17 protein-coding genes and 1 pseudogene are annotated in these 21,616 nt (G+C 57.8%); 12 read left to right on the top strand and 6 right to left on the bottom strand.

Features of this window, described 5'->3' with window-relative positions:
• Positions 1-39 precede the first annotated feature (39 nt).
• Positions 40-1,083 carry a GlxA family transcriptional regulator gene (locus ACIPQ1_RS01215; protein ID WP_186709725.1) on the bottom strand — a complete coding sequence of 348 codons (1,044 nt, stop codon included), beginning with the start codon at positions 1,081-1,083 and terminating at the stop codon, positions 40-42.
• Positions 1,084-1,371: 288 nt separating this feature from the next.
• Between ACIPQ1_RS01215 and ACIPQ1_RS01210 the strand changes: the two are divergent.
• Positions 1,372-2,454: pseudogene (locus tag ACIPQ1_RS01210) on the top strand (HAMP domain-containing protein); the annotation flags it as partial.
• A gap of 6 nt (positions 2,455-2,460) precedes the next feature.
• Entirely contained in the window at positions 2,461-3,315 is an 855-nt protein-coding gene (locus ACIPQ1_RS01205) for a methyl-accepting chemotaxis protein (RefSeq protein WP_411387490.1), read from the top strand.
• A gap of 703 nt (positions 3,316-4,018) precedes the next feature.
• Here the strand turns inward: ACIPQ1_RS01205 and ACIPQ1_RS01200 are convergent.
• The 4 genes from ACIPQ1_RS01200 to ACIPQ1_RS01185 form a co-directional block, all read right to left on the bottom strand.
• The gene (locus ACIPQ1_RS01200) at positions 4,019-4,906 is read right to left on the bottom strand and encodes a DMT family transporter (RefSeq protein ID WP_446533417.1); all 888 of its coding nucleotides are present in this window, start codon (positions 4,904-4,906) and stop codon (positions 4,019-4,021) included.
• Between the two features lie 97 nt (positions 4,907-5,003).
• A complete protein-coding gene (locus ACIPQ1_RS01195; RefSeq protein WP_446533416.1) occupies positions 5,004-5,897 on the bottom strand; it encodes a dihydrodipicolinate synthase family protein in 894 nt (297 codons plus the stop codon).
• A 99-nt stretch (positions 5,898-5,996) separates the two neighbouring features.
• Positions 5,997-7,232 carry an aromatic ring-hydroxylating oxygenase subunit alpha gene (locus ACIPQ1_RS01190; protein WP_411387040.1) on the bottom strand — a complete coding sequence of 412 codons (1,236 nt, stop codon included), beginning with the start codon at positions 7,230-7,232 and terminating at the stop codon, positions 5,997-5,999.
• Positions 7,233-7,507: 275 nt separating this feature from the next.
• Positions 7,508-8,476 carry a LysR family transcriptional regulator gene (locus tag ACIPQ1_RS01185; protein WP_446533415.1) on the bottom strand — a complete coding sequence of 323 codons (969 nt, stop codon included), beginning with the start codon at positions 8,474-8,476 and terminating at the stop codon, positions 7,508-7,510.
• Positions 8,477-8,809: 333 nt separating this feature from the next.
• Here ACIPQ1_RS01185 and proV point away from each other — a divergent pair, with 333 nt between their 5' ends.
• From proV to ACIPQ1_RS01145, 8 genes are all read left to right on the top strand, one after another.
• Positions 8,810-9,970: a glycine betaine/L-proline ABC transporter ATP-binding protein ProV gene (proV, locus tag ACIPQ1_RS01180; protein ID WP_411387039.1), complete on the top strand. Its 1,161-nt coding sequence runs from the start codon at positions 8,810-8,812 to the stop codon at positions 9,968-9,970.
• 94 nt (positions 9,971-10,064) lie between these two features.
• Positions 10,065-11,018, top strand: a complete 954-nt coding sequence (proW, locus tag ACIPQ1_RS01175) for a glycine betaine/L-proline ABC transporter permease ProW (protein ID WP_250963964.1) — start codon at positions 10,065-10,067, stop codon at positions 11,016-11,018.
• Between the two features lie 54 nt (positions 11,019-11,072).
• Complete coding sequence (gene proX / locus ACIPQ1_RS01170; protein ID WP_446533414.1) at positions 11,073-12,101, top strand: glycine betaine/L-proline ABC transporter substrate-binding protein ProX; 1,029 nt, start codon at positions 11,073-11,075, stop codon at positions 12,099-12,101.
• Between the two features lie 316 nt (positions 12,102-12,417).
• On the top strand, positions 12,418-13,737 hold the full coding sequence (locus tag ACIPQ1_RS01165; RefSeq protein ID WP_446533413.1) for an NAD(P)/FAD-dependent oxidoreductase: 1,320 nt from the start codon (positions 12,418-12,420) through the stop codon (positions 13,735-13,737).
• 131 nt (positions 13,738-13,868) lie between these two features.
• Positions 13,869-14,771, top strand: coding sequence for a dihydrodipicolinate synthase family protein (locus ACIPQ1_RS01160; protein ID WP_446533412.1), 903 nt, complete (start codon positions 13,869-13,871; stop codon positions 14,769-14,771).
• A 1-nt stretch (position 14,772) separates the two neighbouring features.
• Positions 14,773-16,263 carry an aldehyde dehydrogenase gene (locus ACIPQ1_RS01155; RefSeq protein ID WP_434571252.1) on the top strand — a complete coding sequence of 497 codons (1,491 nt, stop codon included), beginning with the start codon at positions 14,773-14,775 and terminating at the stop codon, positions 16,261-16,263.
• A 164-nt stretch (positions 16,264-16,427) separates the two neighbouring features.
• On the top strand, positions 16,428-17,774 hold the full coding sequence (gene dddP / locus ACIPQ1_RS01150) for a dimethylsulfonioproprionate lyase DddP (protein WP_446533411.1): 1,347 nt from the start codon (positions 16,428-16,430) through the stop codon (positions 17,772-17,774).
• A 10-nt stretch (positions 17,775-17,784) separates the two neighbouring features.
• Positions 17,785-18,741 carry a GlxA family transcriptional regulator gene (locus tag ACIPQ1_RS01145; RefSeq protein WP_446533410.1) on the top strand — a complete coding sequence of 319 codons (957 nt, stop codon included), beginning with the start codon at positions 17,785-17,787 and terminating at the stop codon, positions 18,739-18,741.
• A gap of 48 nt (positions 18,742-18,789) precedes the next feature.
• On the opposite strand, the gene ACIPQ1_RS01140 is transcribed toward ACIPQ1_RS01145, so the two are convergent.
• Positions 18,790-19,290 (bottom strand): Lrp/AsnC family transcriptional regulator, encoded by a 501-nt coding sequence (locus tag ACIPQ1_RS01140; protein ID WP_250963971.1) that lies wholly within the window; start codon positions 19,288-19,290, stop codon positions 18,790-18,792.
• Between the two features lie 119 nt (positions 19,291-19,409).
• Here ACIPQ1_RS01140 and ACIPQ1_RS01135 point away from each other — a divergent pair, with 119 nt between their 5' ends.
• Together ACIPQ1_RS01135 and ACIPQ1_RS01130 are read left to right on the top strand one after the other, a co-directional pair.
• Positions 19,410-20,444, top strand: coding sequence for a histone deacetylase family protein (locus ACIPQ1_RS01135; protein ID WP_250963972.1), 1,035 nt, complete (start codon positions 19,410-19,412; stop codon positions 20,442-20,444).
• Positions 20,445-20,493: 49 nt separating this feature from the next.
• Entirely contained in the window at positions 20,494-21,546 is a 1,053-nt protein-coding gene (locus ACIPQ1_RS01130; RefSeq protein ID WP_446533409.1) for an ornithine cyclodeaminase, read from the top strand.
• Positions 21,547-21,616 lie beyond the last annotated feature (70 nt).

The following is a 21,616-nucleotide window of genomic DNA, read 5'->3' as shown; positions in this document are numbered from 1 at the left end:
TCCCCGCCCTAGATATTCATCTCTGATCAACCAGCGCCTTCATCGCAAGGCTTGCTTGCGCTCCGATTTCGAACGGTAGCTGCCAGGCGGTACACCGAAGAAATCCCGAAAACGACGCTGGAAGTGCGGCGAACTGACGAAACCTGTCGCCACGGCGATTTCGGTCACGGACCGATTGGTCTGCTGGATGAGTTGGCGCGCGCGCGTCAGGCGCAGCTCCAGGTAATAACGTGTAGGGGTCGCACCGAGAAAACTGCAGAAACGCCGCTCCAACTGGCGCTTGGAAATCTTTACGCACGCCGCCAGCTCATCGATGGTCAAGGGCTCTTCTACGTTCTGCCACATCAGTTCCAACGCCAACTTGAGGCTTTCCGGCAGCGTCGGGTCGGTCTCGACAAAAACCGGCGGCAGGTCTGTCGCATCCTCGCCGGACTCATCGCAACGCAGGATTTCCTCGATAGCCCCCACCAACATCGCCCCGCCCGTCTGGCGGATCAACTGGAGCATCATGCGCAGCGAACTGTTGGCACCCGCGCAACTGACCCGCTCCCGGTCAACCACATAGGCTCGATTGGACACCTTCACATGGGGGAACACCTCCGCCATCATGGCGCGGCTTTCGGGGTGAACAGCGCACTCGAAACCATCCAGCAGATTGGCATCCGCCACAAAGAAGGCACCGTTCCACAGCCCGCCCAGGATCGCCCCGGACGTTGCATTGGCCCGCAGCTTGCGGCGCAGCAAGGGATGGCCTTGCAACTTCACGCGAAAGCCCCCGGCAACGATCAGCACATCCTGGTTTTCCGGTATCTGCGCCAGTTCGATGTCCGTCGAGATGACAATGCCCAGGTCGCTCGTCACCTGCCCACCCGACACCCCCACCGTCAGCACCTCGTAGAGGGGCATGTCGCTCATCAGGTTGGCGGTCACCAGCGCGTCCACGGCGCCGGTGAAAGACATCATCGAGAAGTTGTCCATCAATACAAACGCGACGCGGATCGGCGCCTGGCTGGCGGGTGCCGATCCAAGTGGCCGATAAGCCATGTTCTTGTTTTTGAGTACGCTCTCGAATGCGCTTGGCATAGGGCCTCGTTAGTACATTAAAGATGAGGATTGGCTGCACGTGGGTGCCCTGCCGCAGGGCGAAGGCGCAGGACAGACCACGTTATCTTCCAGGCAAGTCAAGCCGGCTGCATTCGCACCTGCGCCGTCTACCGGTCGGCCCGCGCCAAAAAGGCGAGCCTCAAGTGCCTACGACTTTGGTCGATACACTGGCAGTAGGCATGGGCGCTTTTCCCTTCCAGAGACTCGCAACGCCAACCACAGCTGTTTCCGCCGTCCCAACACTTAAAATATTCCGCGGGAGAAGTCATGAATATCAAACAGAAGCTGACATGGGCGTTCGCGACCATCGCCTGCCTTCCCGTTATCCTGGTGGCGGTGCTTGTCGTACTGAACCTGCGCGACGCTGCGAAAGCCAACTTCCTGGACAGCAGCGGCCGAGAAATCCGCCAGATCGACAACGGCATGAAGCAGTTCTTCGATGGCATCAGCCAGAACGTCGAATACTTCGCCAAGGATCCACGGATCGTCGCAGCCAAGGATCTGAAAAACTACGCCGGTGCCGACGCCGCACAAATCCCGCTTACCGAGAACAACAAACAGCTTCTGGAGATCTTCGACCGATTCGCCAAGAGTCACCCGACGACCGCCTACCTTTCCCTGGGCCTGGCCGACGGCGGGTATGCCAGTTGGCCTGACGACCCCAAAATCTCCAACTACGACCCACGGGTGCGTCCATGGTACAAGGCGGCCATCGCCGCGCCGGGTACCACCGTGCGCACCGACGCTTATTATTGGGCGCCGGATGATGTGTCGTTGATCGGCATCGTGCACACGGTTTCCGATGCCGCCGGCAAGCTGGTGGGCGTGGTCGGCCTGGACGTGTCGCTCAAGCAACTGACCGAATTGGTGAAGAACATCAAGCTGGGCGACAGTGGCTACCTGATGCTGGTGGAAGCCAACGGCAACGTCCTGGTGGACGCCGCCGATGCCAAGCACAACTTCAAGCCGCTGGCCGACTTGGGCCCCAACTATGCCGAACTGGCCAAAAGCAGCGATGGCGTGACCCAGATCGAGATCGACGGCGTGCCCTACATGGCCAACGTGGTCAGTTCCAAAGGGTTGGGCTGGCGCTTCATTGGCCTGATCAAGCGCGATGAAGTGATGGCCGAGGCTTCGAGCCTGACTTGGCTGATCGCCGTCATCGCCGCCGCGCTGGCCGTGGTCTTCGCTGTGGTGGGCGCCAGTTTCGCCAGCGTCATCGTGCGGCCGATTCGCGGCGTAGCCAACGGCCTGCAGGAAATCGCCGAGGGTGAAGGCGACCTCACCCGTAAACTCTCGGTGCAAGGCAAGGACGAAACGGCCACCCTGGCGGGCTGGTTCAACCAATTCCTGGGCATGATCGCGCAACTGATGCAGCGCATCGGCAGCGCCTCTTCCGACTTGCAGACCGCCGCAGCCGATACCAGCCACGTGGCCCAGAACATGAACGACGCCGCCGGGCGCCAACGCCAGGCCGTGGAATTGGTGAGCACCGCGTTCAACGAAATGGTCGCCACCGCCAACGAAGTGGCCCGCTCGTGCAGCCAGGCCGCCACCAGTGCGGACGAGGGCTATCGCGATGTACATGATGGCCAGCATCATATCGGCGAAGCCACGGGCAGCGTGCTGAAACTGAGCGAGGACCTGCAGCAGTCGACCCAGACCATGCAGGCGCTGGAACAGGACAGCAAGAACATCAACACCATCCTCGACACCATTCGTTCCATCGCCGAGCAGACCAACCTGCTGGCCCTCAACGCCGCCATCGAGGCCGCGCGCGCCGGTGACCAGGGTCGCGGCTTTGCGGTGGTAGCCGATGAGGTACGGGCCCTGGCCCGCCGCACCGCCGACTCCACTGGCGAGATCGACAGCCTGCTGGGCAACCTCGCACGGCGCACCCAGGAAGTGACCCAGCAGATGCAAAGCAGCCTGCAGGTGTCACACACCAGCGTCGAGCGCATCCAGCAGGCGCGGGACAGCTTCGACAAGATCCGCAACTCGGTGGACTCGATTCGCGACCAGAACACGCAAATCGCCACGGCTGCAGAGCAACAGCACCAGGTCGCCGAGGACATCAACCGGCACATCGCGCAGATTCATGCCGATGCGCAGCTGGTTGAAGAGTTTGCTCACACGGCGCAGACCGGCTCGGGGCGCTTGACGGATATTTCCGGACAGCTCAAGGGGTTGGTGGGACGCTTCAAGTTCTAAACCGGACTTACGTCCACTGAAGATCAAATGTGGCGGCGGTTTGCTCGCGAAGGCGTTGTCACAGCCAATGAATAGGCTGGATGTGCCGGCCTCTTCGCGAGCAAGCTCGCTCCCACAGTGGACTTGAGCTGTACGCAATGTCTGTGTTCACCACAAAACCCTGTGGGAGCCGAGCTTGCTCGCGATGGCGGTGGGACATCCAGCATTCCCGTGACAGGCCCACCGCTTTCGCGAGCAAGCTCGCTCCCACAGTGGACTTGTGGTGTCAGCGATATCTGCATTCACCCCAAAACCCTGTGGGAGCCGAGCTTGCTCGCGATGGCGGCGGCACATCCAGCATCCCAGTGACAGGCATACCGCTTTCGCGAGCAAGCTCGCTCCCACAGTGGACTTGTGGTGTCAGCGATATCTGCATTCACCACAAAACCCTGTGGGAGCCGAGCTTGCTCGCGATGGCGGCGGTACATCCAGCATCCCAGTGACAGGCACACCGCTTTCGCGAGCAAGCTCGCTCCCACAATGGACTTGTGGTGTCAGCAATATCCGCACTCACCACAAAACCCTGTGGGAGCCGAGCTTGCTCGCGATGGCGGTGGGACATCCAGCATCCCAGTGACAGGCATACCGCTTTCGCGAGCAAGCTCGCTCCCACAGTGGATTTGAGCGGTACGCATGTCTGTGTTGCTCGGTATCTGCCAGGCCACTAACCTTTCGCCTTGATCGCATACATGCCACCGGCAATCACCAGACACGCCCCCACCACCGTCCAGGTGTCTGGCAGTTCGCCGAATACCAACAGGCCAATCAGCGTGGCAAACACCAGCAGCGTGTAGTTGAACGGCTGGAGCGTGGCCGCGGTTGCATACTTCAGCGCCTGGAGAAATAACAGCTGGGCCACCACGCCTGTCGTGGACAGTACCGCAATCAGGCCCCATTGCGTCGGGCTCGGCGCCACCCATTCAGGAAGACCTACCGAAGTGATGGTGATCGCGCCGAAGAAGCCCATGTACAGCATGTTCGTGGCGAACGAATCATGCTGGCTGATCCGACGCGTCAGCACGCTGAAAACCGCGAATCCCAAGGCAGACGCCAGCGGAATCAGCGCTACAAGTTCGAAGACACCAGTGCCAGGCCGAAGGATGACCAGCGTCCCCGCGAAGCCCACGGCGGCGGCAACCCATCGACGCACGCCGATGAACTCACCCAGGAACACCCCAGCCAACGCCAGTGTCATCAAAGGGAACACCGCATACAGGGCATGCATCTCCGCCAGTCCCAAATAGCGCAGCCCCCATCCAAACAGCACGATTTCACCCACCCCGACCAATGCACGGATGACCTGCAGGCAAGGATGGCGGCTTCGGCACGCGGTCCGCAGGCTGCCCTGATAGACGCTATAACCGACAGCAAAAGCCAGGAACGCCCAATAACGCACCATCACCAACTGCGCGACGGGAAGGTCTTTGACCAGCACCTTGGTGATCCCATCCTGGCTGGCAAACACCAGCATGGAGAGCAGGCACAGGAGAATGCCGAACTGGGGCCTGGGAACGTCATACGCTCGTGCAGCGCGGTCCAACTGATTGCTCATGGATCATTCCATCTGGAGAGGAATTGCTGCTTCGTGACGCCGGGCATCATCCATGCCCGGCACGCCATTCACGTCATCGTAAGCCTGGGCCCGGTTGTCAGGCGAGCTCAGACTCGAGCGCGATCAACGGCGCAAGGGCAACCTTGAGCACATCGATTTTATCGGCGGACAAACGCGCCAAGGGCCGACGCGGATTCCCCGCCCCATAACCAGTGATCTCGGCAGCGGCGTAGACCGACTGCACATAGTCACCCTGCCAGATCAACGACATCACCGGCTCGATCGACCGCCAAACCTCCCGGGCACGTGCCCAGTCCTGTTTCATGGCAGCCTCCACCACGGCAACGCAAGCGCGCGGGGCCATGTTCGCCCCGCCCCAGATCAAGCCCGCGGCACCGGCGAAGAGCGCGTAGGGCACCAGCGCGTCGGCGCCATTCATCGTCGGCAGACCCGTGCGGATCAACGAGGCTTGGGCGGCAAGGTCACCACTGCTGTCCTTGACCGAGACGAAGTGGGGTATCTCGCTCAGCCGGCGAAACAGCGACGGGCTCACTTCTACGCCCACCGCCTGGGGCACGTTGTAGCCTATGATCGGCAACCCGGCCTCCGACACCGTCGAGTAGAAATCGACGATGCCCTGGTCGTCGGTCGGGCCTTCGAAAAACGGTGGCAACACCATGACGCCGTCGGCGCCACATTCAACGGCATGACGGGTGCGCTGTACCACTTCGTCCGCCAACAAGGCAGAGGTTTGCACAATAACGCGAGCACGCCCCTTGAGGACCTTGGCGCCGAAGGCCACCAGTTGTCGGGACTCTTCCTGGCTCAGGTAGACATGCATGCCAGTCCCCGAGCTCAGGACAAAACCCTGGACGCCAGCAGCCAGATAGCGCTCGAGCAACGTCTCGAAGCGTGGATAGTCAATCTTGCCTTGGGCATCGAACGGCGTGGTCACGGCCAGGTTGAGGCCGGAAAAAGCGAATGCGGACATTGGGTCGTGCCCCCTTTCTTGTTTCCTGATCGGACGCACCCACAGCCCTTCCCGGGCTGTTTGCACGCAGTAGTGGCAACACATATCGTCTCAGGAAAATCAGCTCACCGATTCAAGTGGAATCTGGGCCTGGAGGCGCGTCAGCATGGTTTCGCAGTACCAATCATCGAACTGGCACACGCCATTTTCCGCAATGTCCGAAAAGGGTCCCGGCTCGTAAGTCGGCGAGGTCACACCGGCCTGCGTGCCTTCTACCAAACGACGGTCTTGATCGTTGGTGGCCAGCCAGACCTTCGTCAGCCGGTCAATCTCATAGTCCACACCTTCAACGGCAGTATTGGGCACCAGCCATTTGGTCGTCACCAGCGTTTCGCCGGGGCCGATCGGAAGCACCCGGAAGCTCAAGGCGTGATCGCCGAGAAAGTGGTTCCAGGTAGACGGATAGTTAAAGTAGAGCAAGGCGCCAATATCCGGCTCGCCGCTTTTATCCAAGCGTCCCGCCACGGCAGGTTTACCGTCCATGGTGTAACTCACGGCGCCTGCGGACAGTGGAATGCGCGTCATACGAAAACGGCCATTCGGATCCATGACCAGCTTGCTGGGCATACCCGCGGTTTCGCAGCGATTCCAGTGGGCGGTCAGTTCTGGATCATCTTCGCCCCCGACCCCGGCCACCGAAAGGTTCTCGACAAAAGAATTCATCAACTCGGGATGCGTACCGTCACAGTGGAAACACTCGCGGTTGTTTTCAAATACGAGCTTCCAGTTACCCTTTTCGATGAGGTTTGACTCGAAAGCCACCTTGCAGTTATCGAGGAAATGGGGGGCGATGAAAGGGCTTACAGAGTGCCTGAAACTTTCGAACTCAGGCGCCTCGTCAGCGACGCAGACATAAATATAGGTATGAACAATTTCACAATGAACAGCTTTCAGGTTGTATTGAGACCTGTCGAAATCGGCGCCCATATTACCGGCAAACAAAAGATTGCCATCCAGTTCAAACGTCCACTTATGATAAGGGCAGACGAGTTTCGCGACTTTACCCTGGGCGTGTTCGCAAACTTTAGAACCACGATGACGACAGGCATTATGAAAAGCCCGGACCTGGCCAATTTTATCCCTGATGATCAAGACAGGATAGTCGCCGATTTGCAGCGTCAAGTATTGCCCGGGCTTTTCAAGCTCGAAAGTATGCCCCGCAAAGATCCAATCCTTGTGCCAAATCTGCTCAAGATCCTGACGAAAAACCTCAGGTTCAATATACAGTTCACGGGGAAGCGCGTGGCGCGCCTTACGTTTTTCAATCAGGCCGATCACGGATGCCTTGGTATTCATTATTATCCTCTTCACATCAACCTGACGGTTAATGGCAAGTACGCCCAGAAAACGGTGTCATGGCCAACGGATCCTGCGCGCTGGAATGTCCAACGCCGCCGTTGAATTAATATTTTTCAACCATGTTTAACACGAAGGGTACGGTAGCCTGCCCAGCCGGCAAAACTACATTTTCGTCGTTCAACTGATAACTTAGCGTTATGACCCAGCGAATCCAGAAAATACCGTGCCGACCATCGCTACCGACCGAGAAGACTTGAAGGAAGCGGGGGAATTTATACGCTCCACCTGGAAAATTTCGAAAGGATCCAGTCGCGCACTCTCCGGCAGGCATCTTCGTATTCAGTCCGTTCATTGCAGGCCACGTAATGAAGGCTGTTTCGAAGCGTCACTTGATGCTCGACAGGGCGAACGAGCTGCCCTCGCTCGACCATTGCCCCGACCAGCTGGTTCCAGCCCAGTGCGACGCCTTGATGGGTCAGGACCATGTTCATGATCAGGTTGTAATCATTGGCATGAAAAATAGGCGGACAGTCGGAAGGACGCTCATCGATATCAACGTTCAGAAAGGCCAGCCATACCCCCCAATCCACATGTTCAGCCACGCCCGACCGTCCATAGGGACTCAGGTTGAGCAGCGAAGAATCGCGCACCCCTTCCAGCGAGGTCAGTTCGGGATGCGCGTCCAAAAACGCTGGAGAGCAAACAGGATAAATAATATCGTGGCACAACTGATAACTCTTGTACCCGTCTCCCACTTTGCGAATTTTTGAAATGATGATGTCCGGCTCTACGCCCGGCTCCATATTCACAAAGTTCTGAGTGGTAATCAGGTTAAACTCAATATCCGGGTTAGTCGCACGAAACTCCGGAAGATGCTCTGACAGCCACAATGCAGAAAAGGCCGGTGAGCAACAAACCGTCAGGATATGTTTCTGCGTCTGCGCGGTACGAATCCTTTCAGCCGCCTGTGCGATATTAACGAAGGACAGTTGCGCCGCCTCGAAAAAAATCTTTCCCTCGGCGGTTAGTTCTACCGTGCGCCCGGCACGCATGAACAGTTGAGCGCCCAACGAGTCCTCCAGTTCTCGAATCTGCCGACTGATCGCGGCTTGCGATACGCACAGCGCCTCCGCTGCCCGCGTGAAGCTTTCATATTTAGCGGCGGCGACAAATGCTCTGACAGCCCGAAGGGAAGGCATTCTAAGCAGCAATGTATCAGGGTCTACGTGTCTGCTGAGCATGGTAAGCCCTCATCCTCCTGTCATCCGCGGAAGCGGCGGAGCCTAACTCAATAGCCTAGCCCAGGCCATACCAACGCGTCGTGATTGGACCAAGGCGGTCGTTTCGGCGGGTCTGGATAACGTTAGGTTATCCATAAAGCCCTGTAAATGTTGTTGGATTTAAAATCAGGATACTTATAGATTGAAAAAAAGCCCGAGCCCAAGGGCAAACAATAAAAAACAGGTACACGTCATGCGCATATCTATCTTTTATTCCTGCCCGCCTAAATTACCAACGCTCGAGCTCAATTCGATTTCGTGCGCTTGTAGCGTTACACGCAAAGGAGGGACGCAATGACGAGTTCAGACGAAATCATTTCTGTTAAGAACGTTTTTAAAATATTTGGCGCACAACCTGAAACGGCGATGAAAATGCTCGACGCCGGGGCAAGCAAAAAAGAAGTCTTTGAAAAAACAGGCCAAGTCATCGGTGTTTTCGACGCCAGCTTTGCCGTCAAGCGTGGCGAGATCTTTGTGATCATGGGGCTCTCAGGTTCTGGCAAGTCGACGATGGTGCGCTTGTTCAACCGCCTTATCGAACCCACCTCCGGCAGCATTTATCTTAACGGTCGAGAAATTACCGGGCTGGCTGACAAAGCGCTTCTCGACGTCCGCCGCAAAGAGATGGGCATGGTGTTCCAGTCCTTCGCCTTGATGCCGCATATGAGCGTCCTGGAAAACACCGCCTTTGGCCTGGAGATTTCCGGCATCAGTGAAAAGGAACGGCATAGCCGTGCCAGGGAAGCCCTCAGCCAAGTCGGTCTTGCCGGACAGGAGCACAGTTATCCGCATCAACTTTCCGGCGGCATGCAACAACGGGTAGGCCTGGCCCGCGCGCTGGCCAACGACCCGACCATCCTCTTGATGGACGAAGCCTTTTCCGCCCTGGACCCGCTTATCCGCAGCGAGATGCAGGGAGAGCTCATTCGCCTGCAAGCCGAGCAGAAGCGGACCATCATCTTCATTTCCCACGACATCGAGGAAGCCGTCCGCATCGGTCACCGGATCGCGATCATGGAGGGCGGCCAGGTGGTACAGATCGGCACGCCTCAAGAGCTGATCAGTCAACCGGCCAATGACTATGTGCGCACGTTCTTCAAAGGCTTCGACAGCTCCCGGATCCTCAAGGCAGGCGACGTGGCCAGGCTCGATCCGGAATGGGTTCGCAAGCTGAACGGCCAAGCGCCACAGTTCAAGGCCGGCCTCCCGTTCGGTTACTTGATCGATGAAGGCGGGCAATTGCTCGGGGTCGTGGATATCGATACCAGCGGCGCAGGTGGCAGCACGCATTACACCCAGCACCAACAGCATCCCGTCTTTACCGATACCCCCCTGCACGAAGTACTGGAAATCGCAGCCAACCTGCCCTACCCGGTCCCTGTACTCGACCGTTCGGGCGCCCTCACCGGGACGCTATCAAAGAGCGAGTTACTGCAAACGCTGAGCCGCCATTAATCCAGGCGCGCCCCTCTACGCTGGCGCGTCCCTGACCTGAAGTACCTGCGGCCTTCATAACGCCGCTGCGGTGATGATGAAGAGGTAAACCCTGATGTCCGAGTTCAGTTTTCTCGACCCGTTTCAAGTCCTCACTATTCCATTGGGTGACTGGGTGGAAAGCACCCTCAATTTCCTGGTACACAACTTTCGCGATGTGTTCCGCGCCATCCGCTGGCCGATTGACCAGGTACTGAACGGCGTCGAGTACACGTTGCAGAGCATCCCACCCAGCATCGGGATCATTCTGTCTTCCTTGCTGGGATGGCAGCTGGCCGGTAAACGCATGGCTTTGCTGTGTTTTGTGACGCTCACCCTGCTGGGCCTTATCGGTGTCTGGTCCGAGTCGATGACCACCTTGGCGCTGGTACTGACTTCAGTCTTCTTTTGCGCCTTGCTAGGGATACCCCTGGGTATTCTCTGCGCCCGTAGCGACAACCTGGAAAGAATCTTGCGGCCCGTACTCGATGCCATGCAGACATTGCCGGCGTTCGTTTACCTGGTCCCTGTCGTCATGCTGTTCGGCATCGGCAACGTGCCGGGCATCCTTGTCACCATTGTCTTCGCCCTCCCCCCTCTGGTGCGCCTGACGAACCTGGGCATCCGCCAGGTCCCGGAGGACAAGATAGAAGCGGCCCGCGCGTTCGGCTGCACGCCGCGGCAGATGCTGACCCGCGTCCAGTTGCCCCTGGCGACGCCCACCATCATGGCTGGACTCAACCAGACCCTGATGCTCTCGCTGTCGATGGTGGTCATCGCGTCGATGATCTCGGTGGGCGGCCTTGGCCAAATGGTCCTGCGCGGCATCGGTCGCCTGGACATGGGCTTGGCCACGGTCGGCGGGACTGGCCTGGTGCTGCTCGCCATCTTCCTTGACCGACTGACCCAGGCCATGGGCGCTCGCACCGGGGCCGACCCGAGCCTGCGCTGGTATCACACCGGTCCTGTCGGCTTTGTTCTGCGCTTGTTCGGGGCGAAACAACCGGTGGGAAGGAGCAAGACAGCTTAAACCCCCGTATTCGATCTGCCGCACACGAAGATAAAACCAAAAAGGTACGCGAAGATGTCTGAATTCAAGCTTTCCCGCAGCATTCTCAATTGCGCTACAGCCCTCGCCATAGCGGCGATGTCGCTTTACGCAAACGCCTCGGCCAACCAACCGGGCGACGGTGTAAAAATCACCCCCATCTTCCCTTCTATCGCAGAGGAACGATTCCGCGGTGAAGTGGCCATGGAAGGTCTTCGAGAGCTGGGTTACAAGGTGCAGGAACCCAAGGAGACCGAGTACGGCGTCATGATGATGGCGCTGAGTAGCGGTGACGCGGACTTTACGGTGCACTTGTGGGACAAGTTGCACGATAAGTTCTACCAGCAGGCCGGGGGCGACAAGACCATGGTCAAGGCGGGCGACATCATGCCCGGCGTACTCCAAGGTTATTTGATCGACAAAAAGACCGCCGACGCCCATGGCATCAAATACATCACCGACCTGAAAAAACCGGAAATCGCCAAACTGTTCGACACCAACGGCGACGGAAAGGCGGACATGACGGGATGCAATCCTGGCTGGGGCTGCGAGTTGGTCATCGCGCACCACATGAAGGCCTACGGCCTCGAAAAGACGGTCACCGTCAACCAGGGTTCTTATTTCGCACTGATGGCGGACACCATCACTCGTTATAAGGAAGGGCAGCCGATTCTGTACTTCACCTGGGTCCCACAGTGGATCGCCACTGTCTTGGTCGAAGACAAGGACGTGGTGTGGCTGGAAGTACCGAAAACCGACTTGCCTGATGGCAACAATACTGTCGACACCATGTACAAGGGCAAGAACCTTGGCTTTGCGGTAGACAAAGTCCAGGCCGTGCTGAACAAAGACTTCGCCGAGAAAAACCCGGCGGCCTTGAAGTTCCTTTCGGTGATGCAAATTACCACGGCTGACGAAAGCGCCCAGAACTTGAAAATGCAAGAAGGTGAGAAAAAGCCAGCGGATATCCGCCGTCACGCCAAGGAGTGGGTGGCAGCCCATCGCCAGCAATTTGATGCATGGTTGCAAACCGCTCGCGCTGCGGCGACACAAACAAAAAATTAATACAGATAAGAGGCGGGACAAGTCGATGACTGCCCCGCCCCTTTAATGACGTTCCGTTCCACGTAGAATTTAATCAGTAAAAGCCAACCGAAAGGCCCGTTTCGATTACTTATAACGGAGGATTATCTGTTTCCTCTATTAAATGTTGTTGGATATCAAGCAATCACCAGAATAAATTTGGCGCTGGCCCTACAGCCAATTAAAACTGCAAAAAACTTAACCGTTACGGCCGTTAAATACTCAGTTCACTTGAAGTTACCAAACAGCTTTTTTTGCATGACTGGCATCGGATCGGTTGAATGAACAGGATCTTGAAATGTTAAAAGTATCTTCATTGCCTGCCGATGATCAATCTTGCGGGTGGTACCACTTGAGCAAGGGGCGCCAGATCAAGCCCGCCCATCAAGGCCATGGCAGTGCCCGTTGGGTGATTGTCGGTGCCGGCTTCACCGGCCTTGCCGCCGCCCGGCAGCTCGCGACTCACTTCCCCGACGATCAGATCGTGTTGATTGACGCTCAGGAAGTGGGCTTTGGCACTTCCGGTCGTAATGCAGGGTTCGCTATCGACCTGCCCCATGACATCGCTGCCGAGGACTACATCGGCGATATCGCCACGGCGAAAACTACACTGAAACTTAACCTGAGTGGCCTGAATTATTTAAAAGAGTTGGTTGAACGCCACGGCATCGATTGCCAAATGAAGCATTGCGGCAAATACCAGGCAGCCGTTGAACCACGGGGCATCGCCGTCCTGGAGGCCTACCGTCGCGGGCTCGATAAACTCGATCAGCCCTACCAGATGATCGAGGCTGGCGAACTGCCCGAACATATCGGCACGCATTTCTACCGCAAGGCCTTATTTACGCCGGGGACGTCCTTGCTTCAGCCTTCGGCGTTGGTCAAAGGTTTGGCCGACAGCCTTCCCAGCAACGTGACGCTATACGAAAACACCGCGATCACCCATGTGGAATACGGCACCAAGACGGTACTCACGCATGCCGCGGGCTCAATTACCGCGGACAAACTGATCCTGACCAATAATGCCTTTGGCATGAGTTTCGGCTTCCTGAAGGGCCGCATGCTGCCGGTGTTCACCTACGCCAGCCTGACCCGCCCCATGACCGAGCAAGAACAGGCTCGCCTCGGTGGCCGGCCTTATTGGGGCGTCATTCCTGCGGATCCATTCGGTACTACGGTACGTCGCACACCGGATAACCGTCTTCTGATCCGTAATAGTTTCAGCTTCAACCCGGACGGCCGCAGCGATGCAAAATACTTGAAACGTTTTGTCGCCAGGCACCAGGCCTCTTTCGAACAACGCTTTCCCATGCTGCCTGAAATGAACTTCGACTATACCTGGGGCGGCGCACTGGCTCTTTCACGTAACCATATGGGTTATTTCGGCGAACTTTCACCCAACGTCTATGGAGCTCTGTGCTGCAACGGATTAGGTGTTACCCGCGGGACGGCCACCGGCAAACTCTTGGCGGATTGGCTGGCTGGAGAACAATCCGAGCTCATTGATTTTGTCTTGAAATCACCCGGCCCCTGCCCTAACCCACCCGCGCCGCTGGTTTCAGCGGGCGTCAATATAAGTTTGCGCTGGGGGCAATACCGCGCTGGTAAAGAAAGTTAATCATATCGAAGAAACTTGAAGACGTTGGAGCTGCTCGCTCGATCTTCTGCGAGCGGTTCTCTTGGTTAAAAAGGCTGCGCTGACTGGCTAGCGCCGCTTGATAGGCATTGACACTAACTGGAGCGAGATCAATGAAGTTTGAAGGCATTTACACACCGGCCGTTACGCCGCTGACCTCTGACGGCAGTATCGATAAGACCGCCTTCGCCGAAGTCCTGGAGTATCTGGTCGACTCCAAGGTCCACGGCATCATTATCGGCGGCTCGACTGGCGAATATTACGCACACACCGCCCAGGAGCGTTTCGACCTGGCCGCCCAGGCCAAGGACGTATTGCGCGGGCGTCTGCCACTGATCGTCGGTACCGGCGCCATCCGCACCGAAGACTCGGTCGCCTACGCCGAAGCGGCGAAGGCCATCAAGGCCGATGCGTTGTTGGTGGGCTCGCCACCCTATGCACTGCCGACGCAAAAAGAGATCGCCCTGCATGTCAAGGCGGTGGACCGCGCCGCCGGTCTGCCCATCATGCTTTACAACTATCCAGGCCGCATGGGCGTGAGCATGGGCGAGGAGTTCTTCGACGAAGTCAGCGATGTGAAAAACATCGTCGCCATCAAGGAAAGCTCCGGTGACATGGCGCAGATGCACCGTCTGGCCTGCAAGTACCCGCACATCGCCCTGTCATGCGGGTGGGACGATCAAGCCCTGGAGTTTTTCGCCTGGGGCGCCCGCAGTTGGGTGTGCGCCGGCTCCAACTTCATCCCCCGCGAGCACGTCGCGCTGTACGAGGCCTGCGTTGTGGAAAAGGACTTCGACAAAGGCCGCCGTATCATGGCGGCAATGATGCCGTTGATGGACTTCCTGGAAGGCGGGAAGTTTGTCCAGTCCATCAAGTACGGCTGTGAACTGAACGGCTTGAGCACCGGTGGCCTGCGCGCGCCCCTGCATGGCCTGGACCTTGAGGAAAAGCAGGCGCTGCAAGGCGTCGTCACCGAGCTCAAGCGCAACATCGCGCAGATCACTGGAGGTGCCTGAAATGGCTGATTTACTGAGCAAAGAACAGTACGCGGCCATCGCCGCCCAGTTGAAATTCCCGACCCAGGCGTTCATCAACGGCGAGTTCCGTGATGCCCTCTCTGGAAAAACCTTCATCACCACGAACCCGGCCACGGGTGAACAGCTTGCCGAGATAGCGGCGTGCGATAGCCGTGACGTCGACGTTGCCGTGGCGGCCGCCAAGCAAGCGTTCGAGGATGGTCGCTGGCATAAGCTGTCACCCGGCGCACGCAAACAGGTGCTCCTGCGTTTCGCTCAATTGCTGGAAGACAACGCCCACGAGCTCGCCGTGCTGGAAAGCCTGGACAGCGGCAAGCCGGTCAGCGAATGCCAGAACGTCGATGTGCCCGACACGATCCATACCCTGCGCTGGCATGCGGAGTTGATCGACAAGGTGTACGACAGCACCGCGCCGACCGGCCACGGTGCGGTCACACTGGTGGTGCGCGAAGCGATCGGCGTCGTCGGCCTGGTCCTGCCGTGGAACTTCCCACTGTTGATGCTGGCCTGGAAAATCGGTCCATCCTTGGCCGCAGGCTGTTCCATCGTGGTCAAGCCGGCCAAGGAAACCACCCTGACCGCGCTGCGTGTGGCCGAGCTGGCCCATCAGGCCGGTATTCCAGCAGGCGTATTTAACATTACCCCGGGCGGCGGCCGCGAGGCTGGCGAGGCAATCGGTCGGCACATGGATGTGGCGATGGTCAGCTTCACCGGTTCGACCGACACGGGCCGGTTGTTCCTCAAGTACGCGTCCGAGTCGAACCTCAAGCGCGTCGTGCTGGAACTGGGGGGTAAAAACCCTGCCGTGGTGATGAATGACTGCGAAGACCTCGATCAGGTGGCCCAGTATGTGACCGCCGGCGCGTTCTGGAACATGGGCGAGAACTGCTCGGCCTCCTCGCGGCTGATAGTCCATGAAGACGTCAAGGATGAGCTGCTGCAACTGATCGGCAAGCATCTGCGCGACTGGAAAATGGGTGACCCGCTCGATCCTGAAAATCGCCTCGGCGCCATGATCAGCAAAACCCATTTCGACAAAGTACGTTCGTATCTGGAATACGCAGCCGAGCACAAACTCAATGTGATGCAAGGGGGCGAGACCGAGTCCGGCGTGTTCGTGCAGCCGACCATCATCGATGGCGTCGAACGTGACAGTCGCCTGTTTATCGAGGAGATCTTCGGGCCGGTCCTCAGCGTCACCAGCTTCAGCACGATCGACGAAGCCATCGAGCTGGCCAACGACACGGTCTACGGCCTGGCGGCCTCCGCCTATACCGGCAGCCTGCGCAATGCCTTGCGCCTGTCGCGGGAGATTCGGGCGGGCGTGGTCACGGTCAACTGTTTCGGTGAAGGCGACGCTTCCACGCCGTTCGGCGGCTACAAGGAGTCTGGCTTTGGTGGTCGCGACAAATCGGTCTGGGCACACGACCAGTACACCGAGCTGAAAACCATCTGGATAGATGCTTCGTAACCTGTTCGAGATCGCGATTTTGTGGCGGCTGTACTGGCTTCATCGCGAGCAAGCTCGCTCCCACATTCCTCCGGCGTACACATGACCCTGTGGGAGCGAGCTTGCTCGCGATGAGGCCGGCACAGCGGGCAATACCTCAAGCAGACTGAACACTGGACGCCATCATGAAGACTTCACCTTTTTCGATTCCACCCAATGCTCGGCGCATCGACCCGGCCAGGCAGCGCGCAACCGCATTAAAAAAAGATGGCTCCGTCGATGACAACGACCGCGTCGAAATAGGCCCCACTCCCCTGGCGTTCGCGGAGTGGGAGCGTTTGGGCCTGGAACCGCCCCATTTGCCCACCCTGCGCAAGTACCGGCTGCAACGAATTGTCGATCAACTGGTCGCCCGTGACCTGGGCGGCATTCTGTTATTCGATCCGCTGAATATTCGCTACGCGACCGACACCACCAACATGCAGCTGTGGACGACCCATAACCCCGCACGGGCCTGCTTCGTCGCCGCCAGTGGGCACGTCGTGTTGTGGGACTTCCATGGCTGCGATCACCTTTCCGCCCATTTGCCGCTGGTTACAGAATTGCGCAGCGGCGCGTCTTTTTTCTTTTTCGAGACCGGCGAGCACACGGATCGACACGCCAGGCATTTCGCCGCGCAAATCGACGAGTTGCTGCGCCAGCACGCCGGGGCCAACCGACGCCTGGCGGTAGACCGAATCGAAGTCGCCGGCGTACGCGCATTGGATGCCCTGGCGATGGAGCTTTGCAGCGGCCAGGAAGTCACCGAGTTCGCGCGCATGATCAAAGGCCCGGATGAAATCAAGGCGATGCGCTGCGCGGTGGCCGCGTGCGAAGCCTCAGTGGCCGAAATGCATCAGGCAATGCGCGCCGGTGCGACCGAAAACGACGTCTGGGCCGCCCTGCATTCCGGCAATATCCGCCGCGGCGGCGAATGGATCGAGACGCGAATCCTCAGTTCCGGCCCTCGCACCAATCCCTGGTTCCAGGAGTCAGGCCCACGGGTGTTGAGCGATGGCGACCTGTTGTCGTTCGACACGGATCTGATCGGCACCTACGGCATGTGCGTGGACATGTCCCGCAGTTGGATTTGTGGAGGACTGGAACCTTCGGCCGAACAGAAACGCCTGTATCGAATTGCCCATGACCATATCGTCCATAACACCGAGTTGATCAAGCCGGGCGTGCGCTTCACGGAACTGACCGCCAAGGCCCATCGGCTGCCCGAGTCCTGCCGCGCTCAACGCTATGGTGTGCTTTATCACGGCGTCGGCCTGTGCGACGAATACCCGAGCATTCGCTATCCAGAGGACCTGGAGTCCTACGGATACGAGGGCGAGCTGCAAGCGGGGATGGCCCTGTGTGTCGAGGCGTATGTGGGTGAAGTGGGTGGCCGCGATGGCATCAAGTTGGAGAACCAATTACTGGTCACTGAAACCGGCTATGAGTTGTTGACGCATTACCCCTTCGACGACAGCTTTCTACACATATGAAGCTTGATTGATGAGCCATTTAATTGAAGGCCATAAACCATCAAGCATCGGTTTTCTCTTGCTTGAGAACTTTTCCCTTACGTGCTTCACGCAATGCCTGGACGTGCTCGTGACGGCCAATCTGATCCGGCCAGGCTCGGTAAAAGTTCATACATTCAGTCGAAACGACTCCGAAGTCGTCAGCGACCTGGCCATCCCCATCAGGCCGGATACCCCCCTGACCGACATCAGGATCGCCGCCCTGGATCTGATGATTGTCTGCGGGGGGTTGCGCACGCCTAGAGTCGTGCCTGATGGATTGGTGAAACTATTGAACAAACTCGCCAGCATGCCCATCGCGCTCGGAGGGCTATGGAATGGCGCCTGGTATCTGGGCAAGGCCGGGCTGCTGGATGGCTACCGCTGTGCCATTCACGCAGAACAACGGATCGCGTTATCCGAATTTTCGCCCAACACGAACGTCACGTTGGACGCCGTGGTATTCGATCGAGACCGGCTCACGGCGGCGAGCCCCGCGGGCGCTTTTCAAATGATGATGAAGTGGCTTTACAAAGCGCTTGATCAGAACGTCGCGAACGCAGTTTTTGACCTGTTGGATCATGACCAATCCAGGTTTCGGACTTCAGTACAGGTTCAAGACGGCAAGGTCAGCGCCCCGCTACGAGAAATCATCACCTTGATGGAGAGTAACCTGGAAGAACCGCTGGGCCCGGATCAACTCGCCGAGTGTGTTCAATTATCAAGACGTCAGGTGCAACGTCTTTTCCAGGAACAATTGGGCGTCCCTCCCCAGCGCTATTACCTGGAACTGCGACTTAAAGGCGCCCAACACCTGATACAGAATTCACGCTTGGCAATCATCGATGTTTCGATTGCCTGCGGCTTTGTCTCAACCCCGCACTTCAGTAAATGCTACAGCTCCTTTTTTGGATACCCGCCGTCGAGGGAACGTCGCCACGAATTATGAGGGCTGCGAAGCTGGGCCTAGGGTAAGGACGAGGCGCACGTCTCCCATTCAGTGCCTAATCGGTTTGGGGATCGCAATCCGGTTGCTGGACTTTACCTCGCGCAAAGCCAGACTCGACTGAATCGAGGCAATACCGACCTGACGCCTGAGCACCTGCTCGATAAAGTCGCTGTAGCTATCAAGATCCTCCGCCAGCACTTGCAGCACGTAATCGGCGTCCCCGGTGATCTTGTGGCAGGACAGCACCTGCGGCAGTTGCGCAATCACCGCCTCGAAGGCATCCGGTGCGTGATCGGCGTGGGTGGAAAAGCGGATGTGCACGAAAGCCATGATGTCCAGCCCGAGCATTCTTCGGTCAAGGTTTGCCTGATAGCCCTTTATCACCCCCGCCTCTTCCATTCGTTTGCGCCGTCGCCAGCAAGGCGTAAGGCTCAATGAGAGTCGCTCGCTGAGTTCAGCGTTGGAAATACTCGCGTCCTCTTGCAATAACTCAAGAATCGCCAGATCGGTCTCGTCGAGGCTGATGCGTTTGGATAGATTTTTCTTCAATTTGGCATTCCTGAGTCAAAGCGCCCGATTAATCTAGCAAAGCACGAAAACAAAGCAAAGAAATCGCCTCAATACCAGAACAGAATATTTGCACTGGCTTAAATTGACGGATGCGCAGAATGTTTACAGTTTTCAGTGATTCCCACCGTTTGCACCACGGCACCGAATTGAAAGACGGCGTGCTCAAGCCGTCGTTCGAACAACCCAGTCGGGCCGACACCGTTCACCACCGCGTCAAGCAGGTAGGTCTTGGCCAGATCGTCGAACCGCGTATGTTTGACCGATCGTGTTACGTCAACGCGCACAGTGAGCGCTACGTCAGTTTTCTGGAAAGCGCCTGGACAGAATGGTGTGCGACAGGACGTACGCATGACGCCTTGCCACTGGTATGGCCGGTGCGTGATCTGGCCAATGAACACGTACCCACTTTCGTCGACGGCAAGCTCGGCTTTTATGCAATGGATGCCGGCTCACCGATTACCGCCACCACGTGGCAAGCGGCAAAAACCAGCGCCGATATCGCCCTGACAGGCCTGGCACTGATCGATGAAGGTCACGACAGTGCCTTTGCCCTTTGTCGTCCGCCGGGCCACCACGCGGCACGTGAATACATGGGGGGTTATTGCTATCTCAACAACGCGGCCATTGCTGCACAACAGGCCATCACCCAAGGCGCCAGACGTGTCGCGGTACTGGACGTCGATTTCCATCATGGCAATGGCACCCAGAATATTTTCTACGAGCGAAGTGACGTCATGTTCGTGTCGCTGCACGGCGAACCGACCGTGTCCTATCCGTACTACTCGGGCTTCAGCCACGAGGTCGGCGCCAGCCATGGCGAAGGCTACAACCTCAACTACCCCTTGCCGAAGAACACTACCTGGGAAAGCTACCGCAACGCCCTGCTCCATGCCTGTAAAAAGCTCCAGCAATTCGCGCCCGAAGTGTTGGTGATATCACTGGGCGTCGACACGTTCAAAGACGACCCCATCAGCCACTTTCTGTTGGAAAGCGATGATTTCATCGGGATTGGCGAGCTGATTGCGAGCGTTGGCTGCCCCACCCTCTTCGTGATGGAAGGGGGCTATATGGTCGATGAAATCGGCATCAATGCGGTGAACGTACTGCATGGTTTCGAGAGCAAACGCGCTTGAGAATCCCCCCGCCCTACAGCGTTTCATGACTGGATTGGAGAATAAGAACATGACTCTTTTTATTGATGTCGATGATGCCGCACGCCTGTTTGCCAAGGTCGGTATCCGCCGGGCGATCAGTGAAATGGCGGCGTACATCGAAGCGGACTACCTACGCTGGACGCAATTTGATAAATCGCCGCGCACGGCCAATCATTCTGCGGACGGTGTGATCGAGTTGATGCCTACCGACGACGGCCAGCAGTATTCATTCAAGTACGTGAATGGCCATCCGGACAATGGCCAGAGAAACTTGCTGACGGTCATGGCCTTCGGCCTGCTGGCCGATGTTCACAGTGGCTATCCAATCCTGCTCAGTGAACTGACACTGACAACCGCTGTACGCACCGCAGCCACCTCGGCATTGGTTGCGCGATCGCTTGCCCGTGCAGGTACAAGCTCTATGGCGATCATCGGCAATGGCGCCCAGAGTGAGTTTCAAGCGCTGGCTTTCCATGAAATGTTGGGCATCGATGAAATCCGAATCTTCGATATCGATCGCGACGCGTCACACAAGTTGAAGCACAACCTGGCGGCCTTTCCCACGATCAAAGTGACGCTGGCCAACTCCGTACAGGAGGCGGTCAGGGGTGCACACATTGTCACCACCGTCACTGCCGACAAAACCTACGCAACCATTCTGACGCCCGAGATGATTGAGCCCGGCATGCATATCAACGCCGTCGGCGGTGACTGCCCGGGCAAAACCGAACTGCACGCCGACATCCTGCGTAATGCCCGAGTCATCGTCGAGTTCGAACCGCAAACACGGATTGAAGGTGACATCCAGCAACTGGAAGCCGATTCACCCGTCGTTGAGTTTTTCCGGATTGTGCAAGGTGAAGTTCAGGGACGCGAGAGCGACGAACAGGTCACGGTATTCGACTCGGTGGGCTTTGCCCTGGAGGACTTTTCGTCACTTCGCTATCTGCACGCCATGGCGCAGGAGCATCAAGCCGGCAAGCCTATTCACCTGGTGCCAAAGCCCGAGAACATAAAAAACCTTTACCAGTTGATTGATCAACCGCCGGCCAAAGCCGAGCGATTGCGCGCAGCCAATTGACCCAATGGTGACGCCCCGAGACCGTGTATCAAGGGGCCCCTCACCGTCCAGACAGACACACCGCCGTCGC

It is taken from the genome of Pseudomonas sp. LARHCG127 (genome assembly GCF_052871455.1).
Note: the sequence above shows the minus strand (reverse complement) of the source record. Positions and strands in the feature narration are given on the sequence as shown.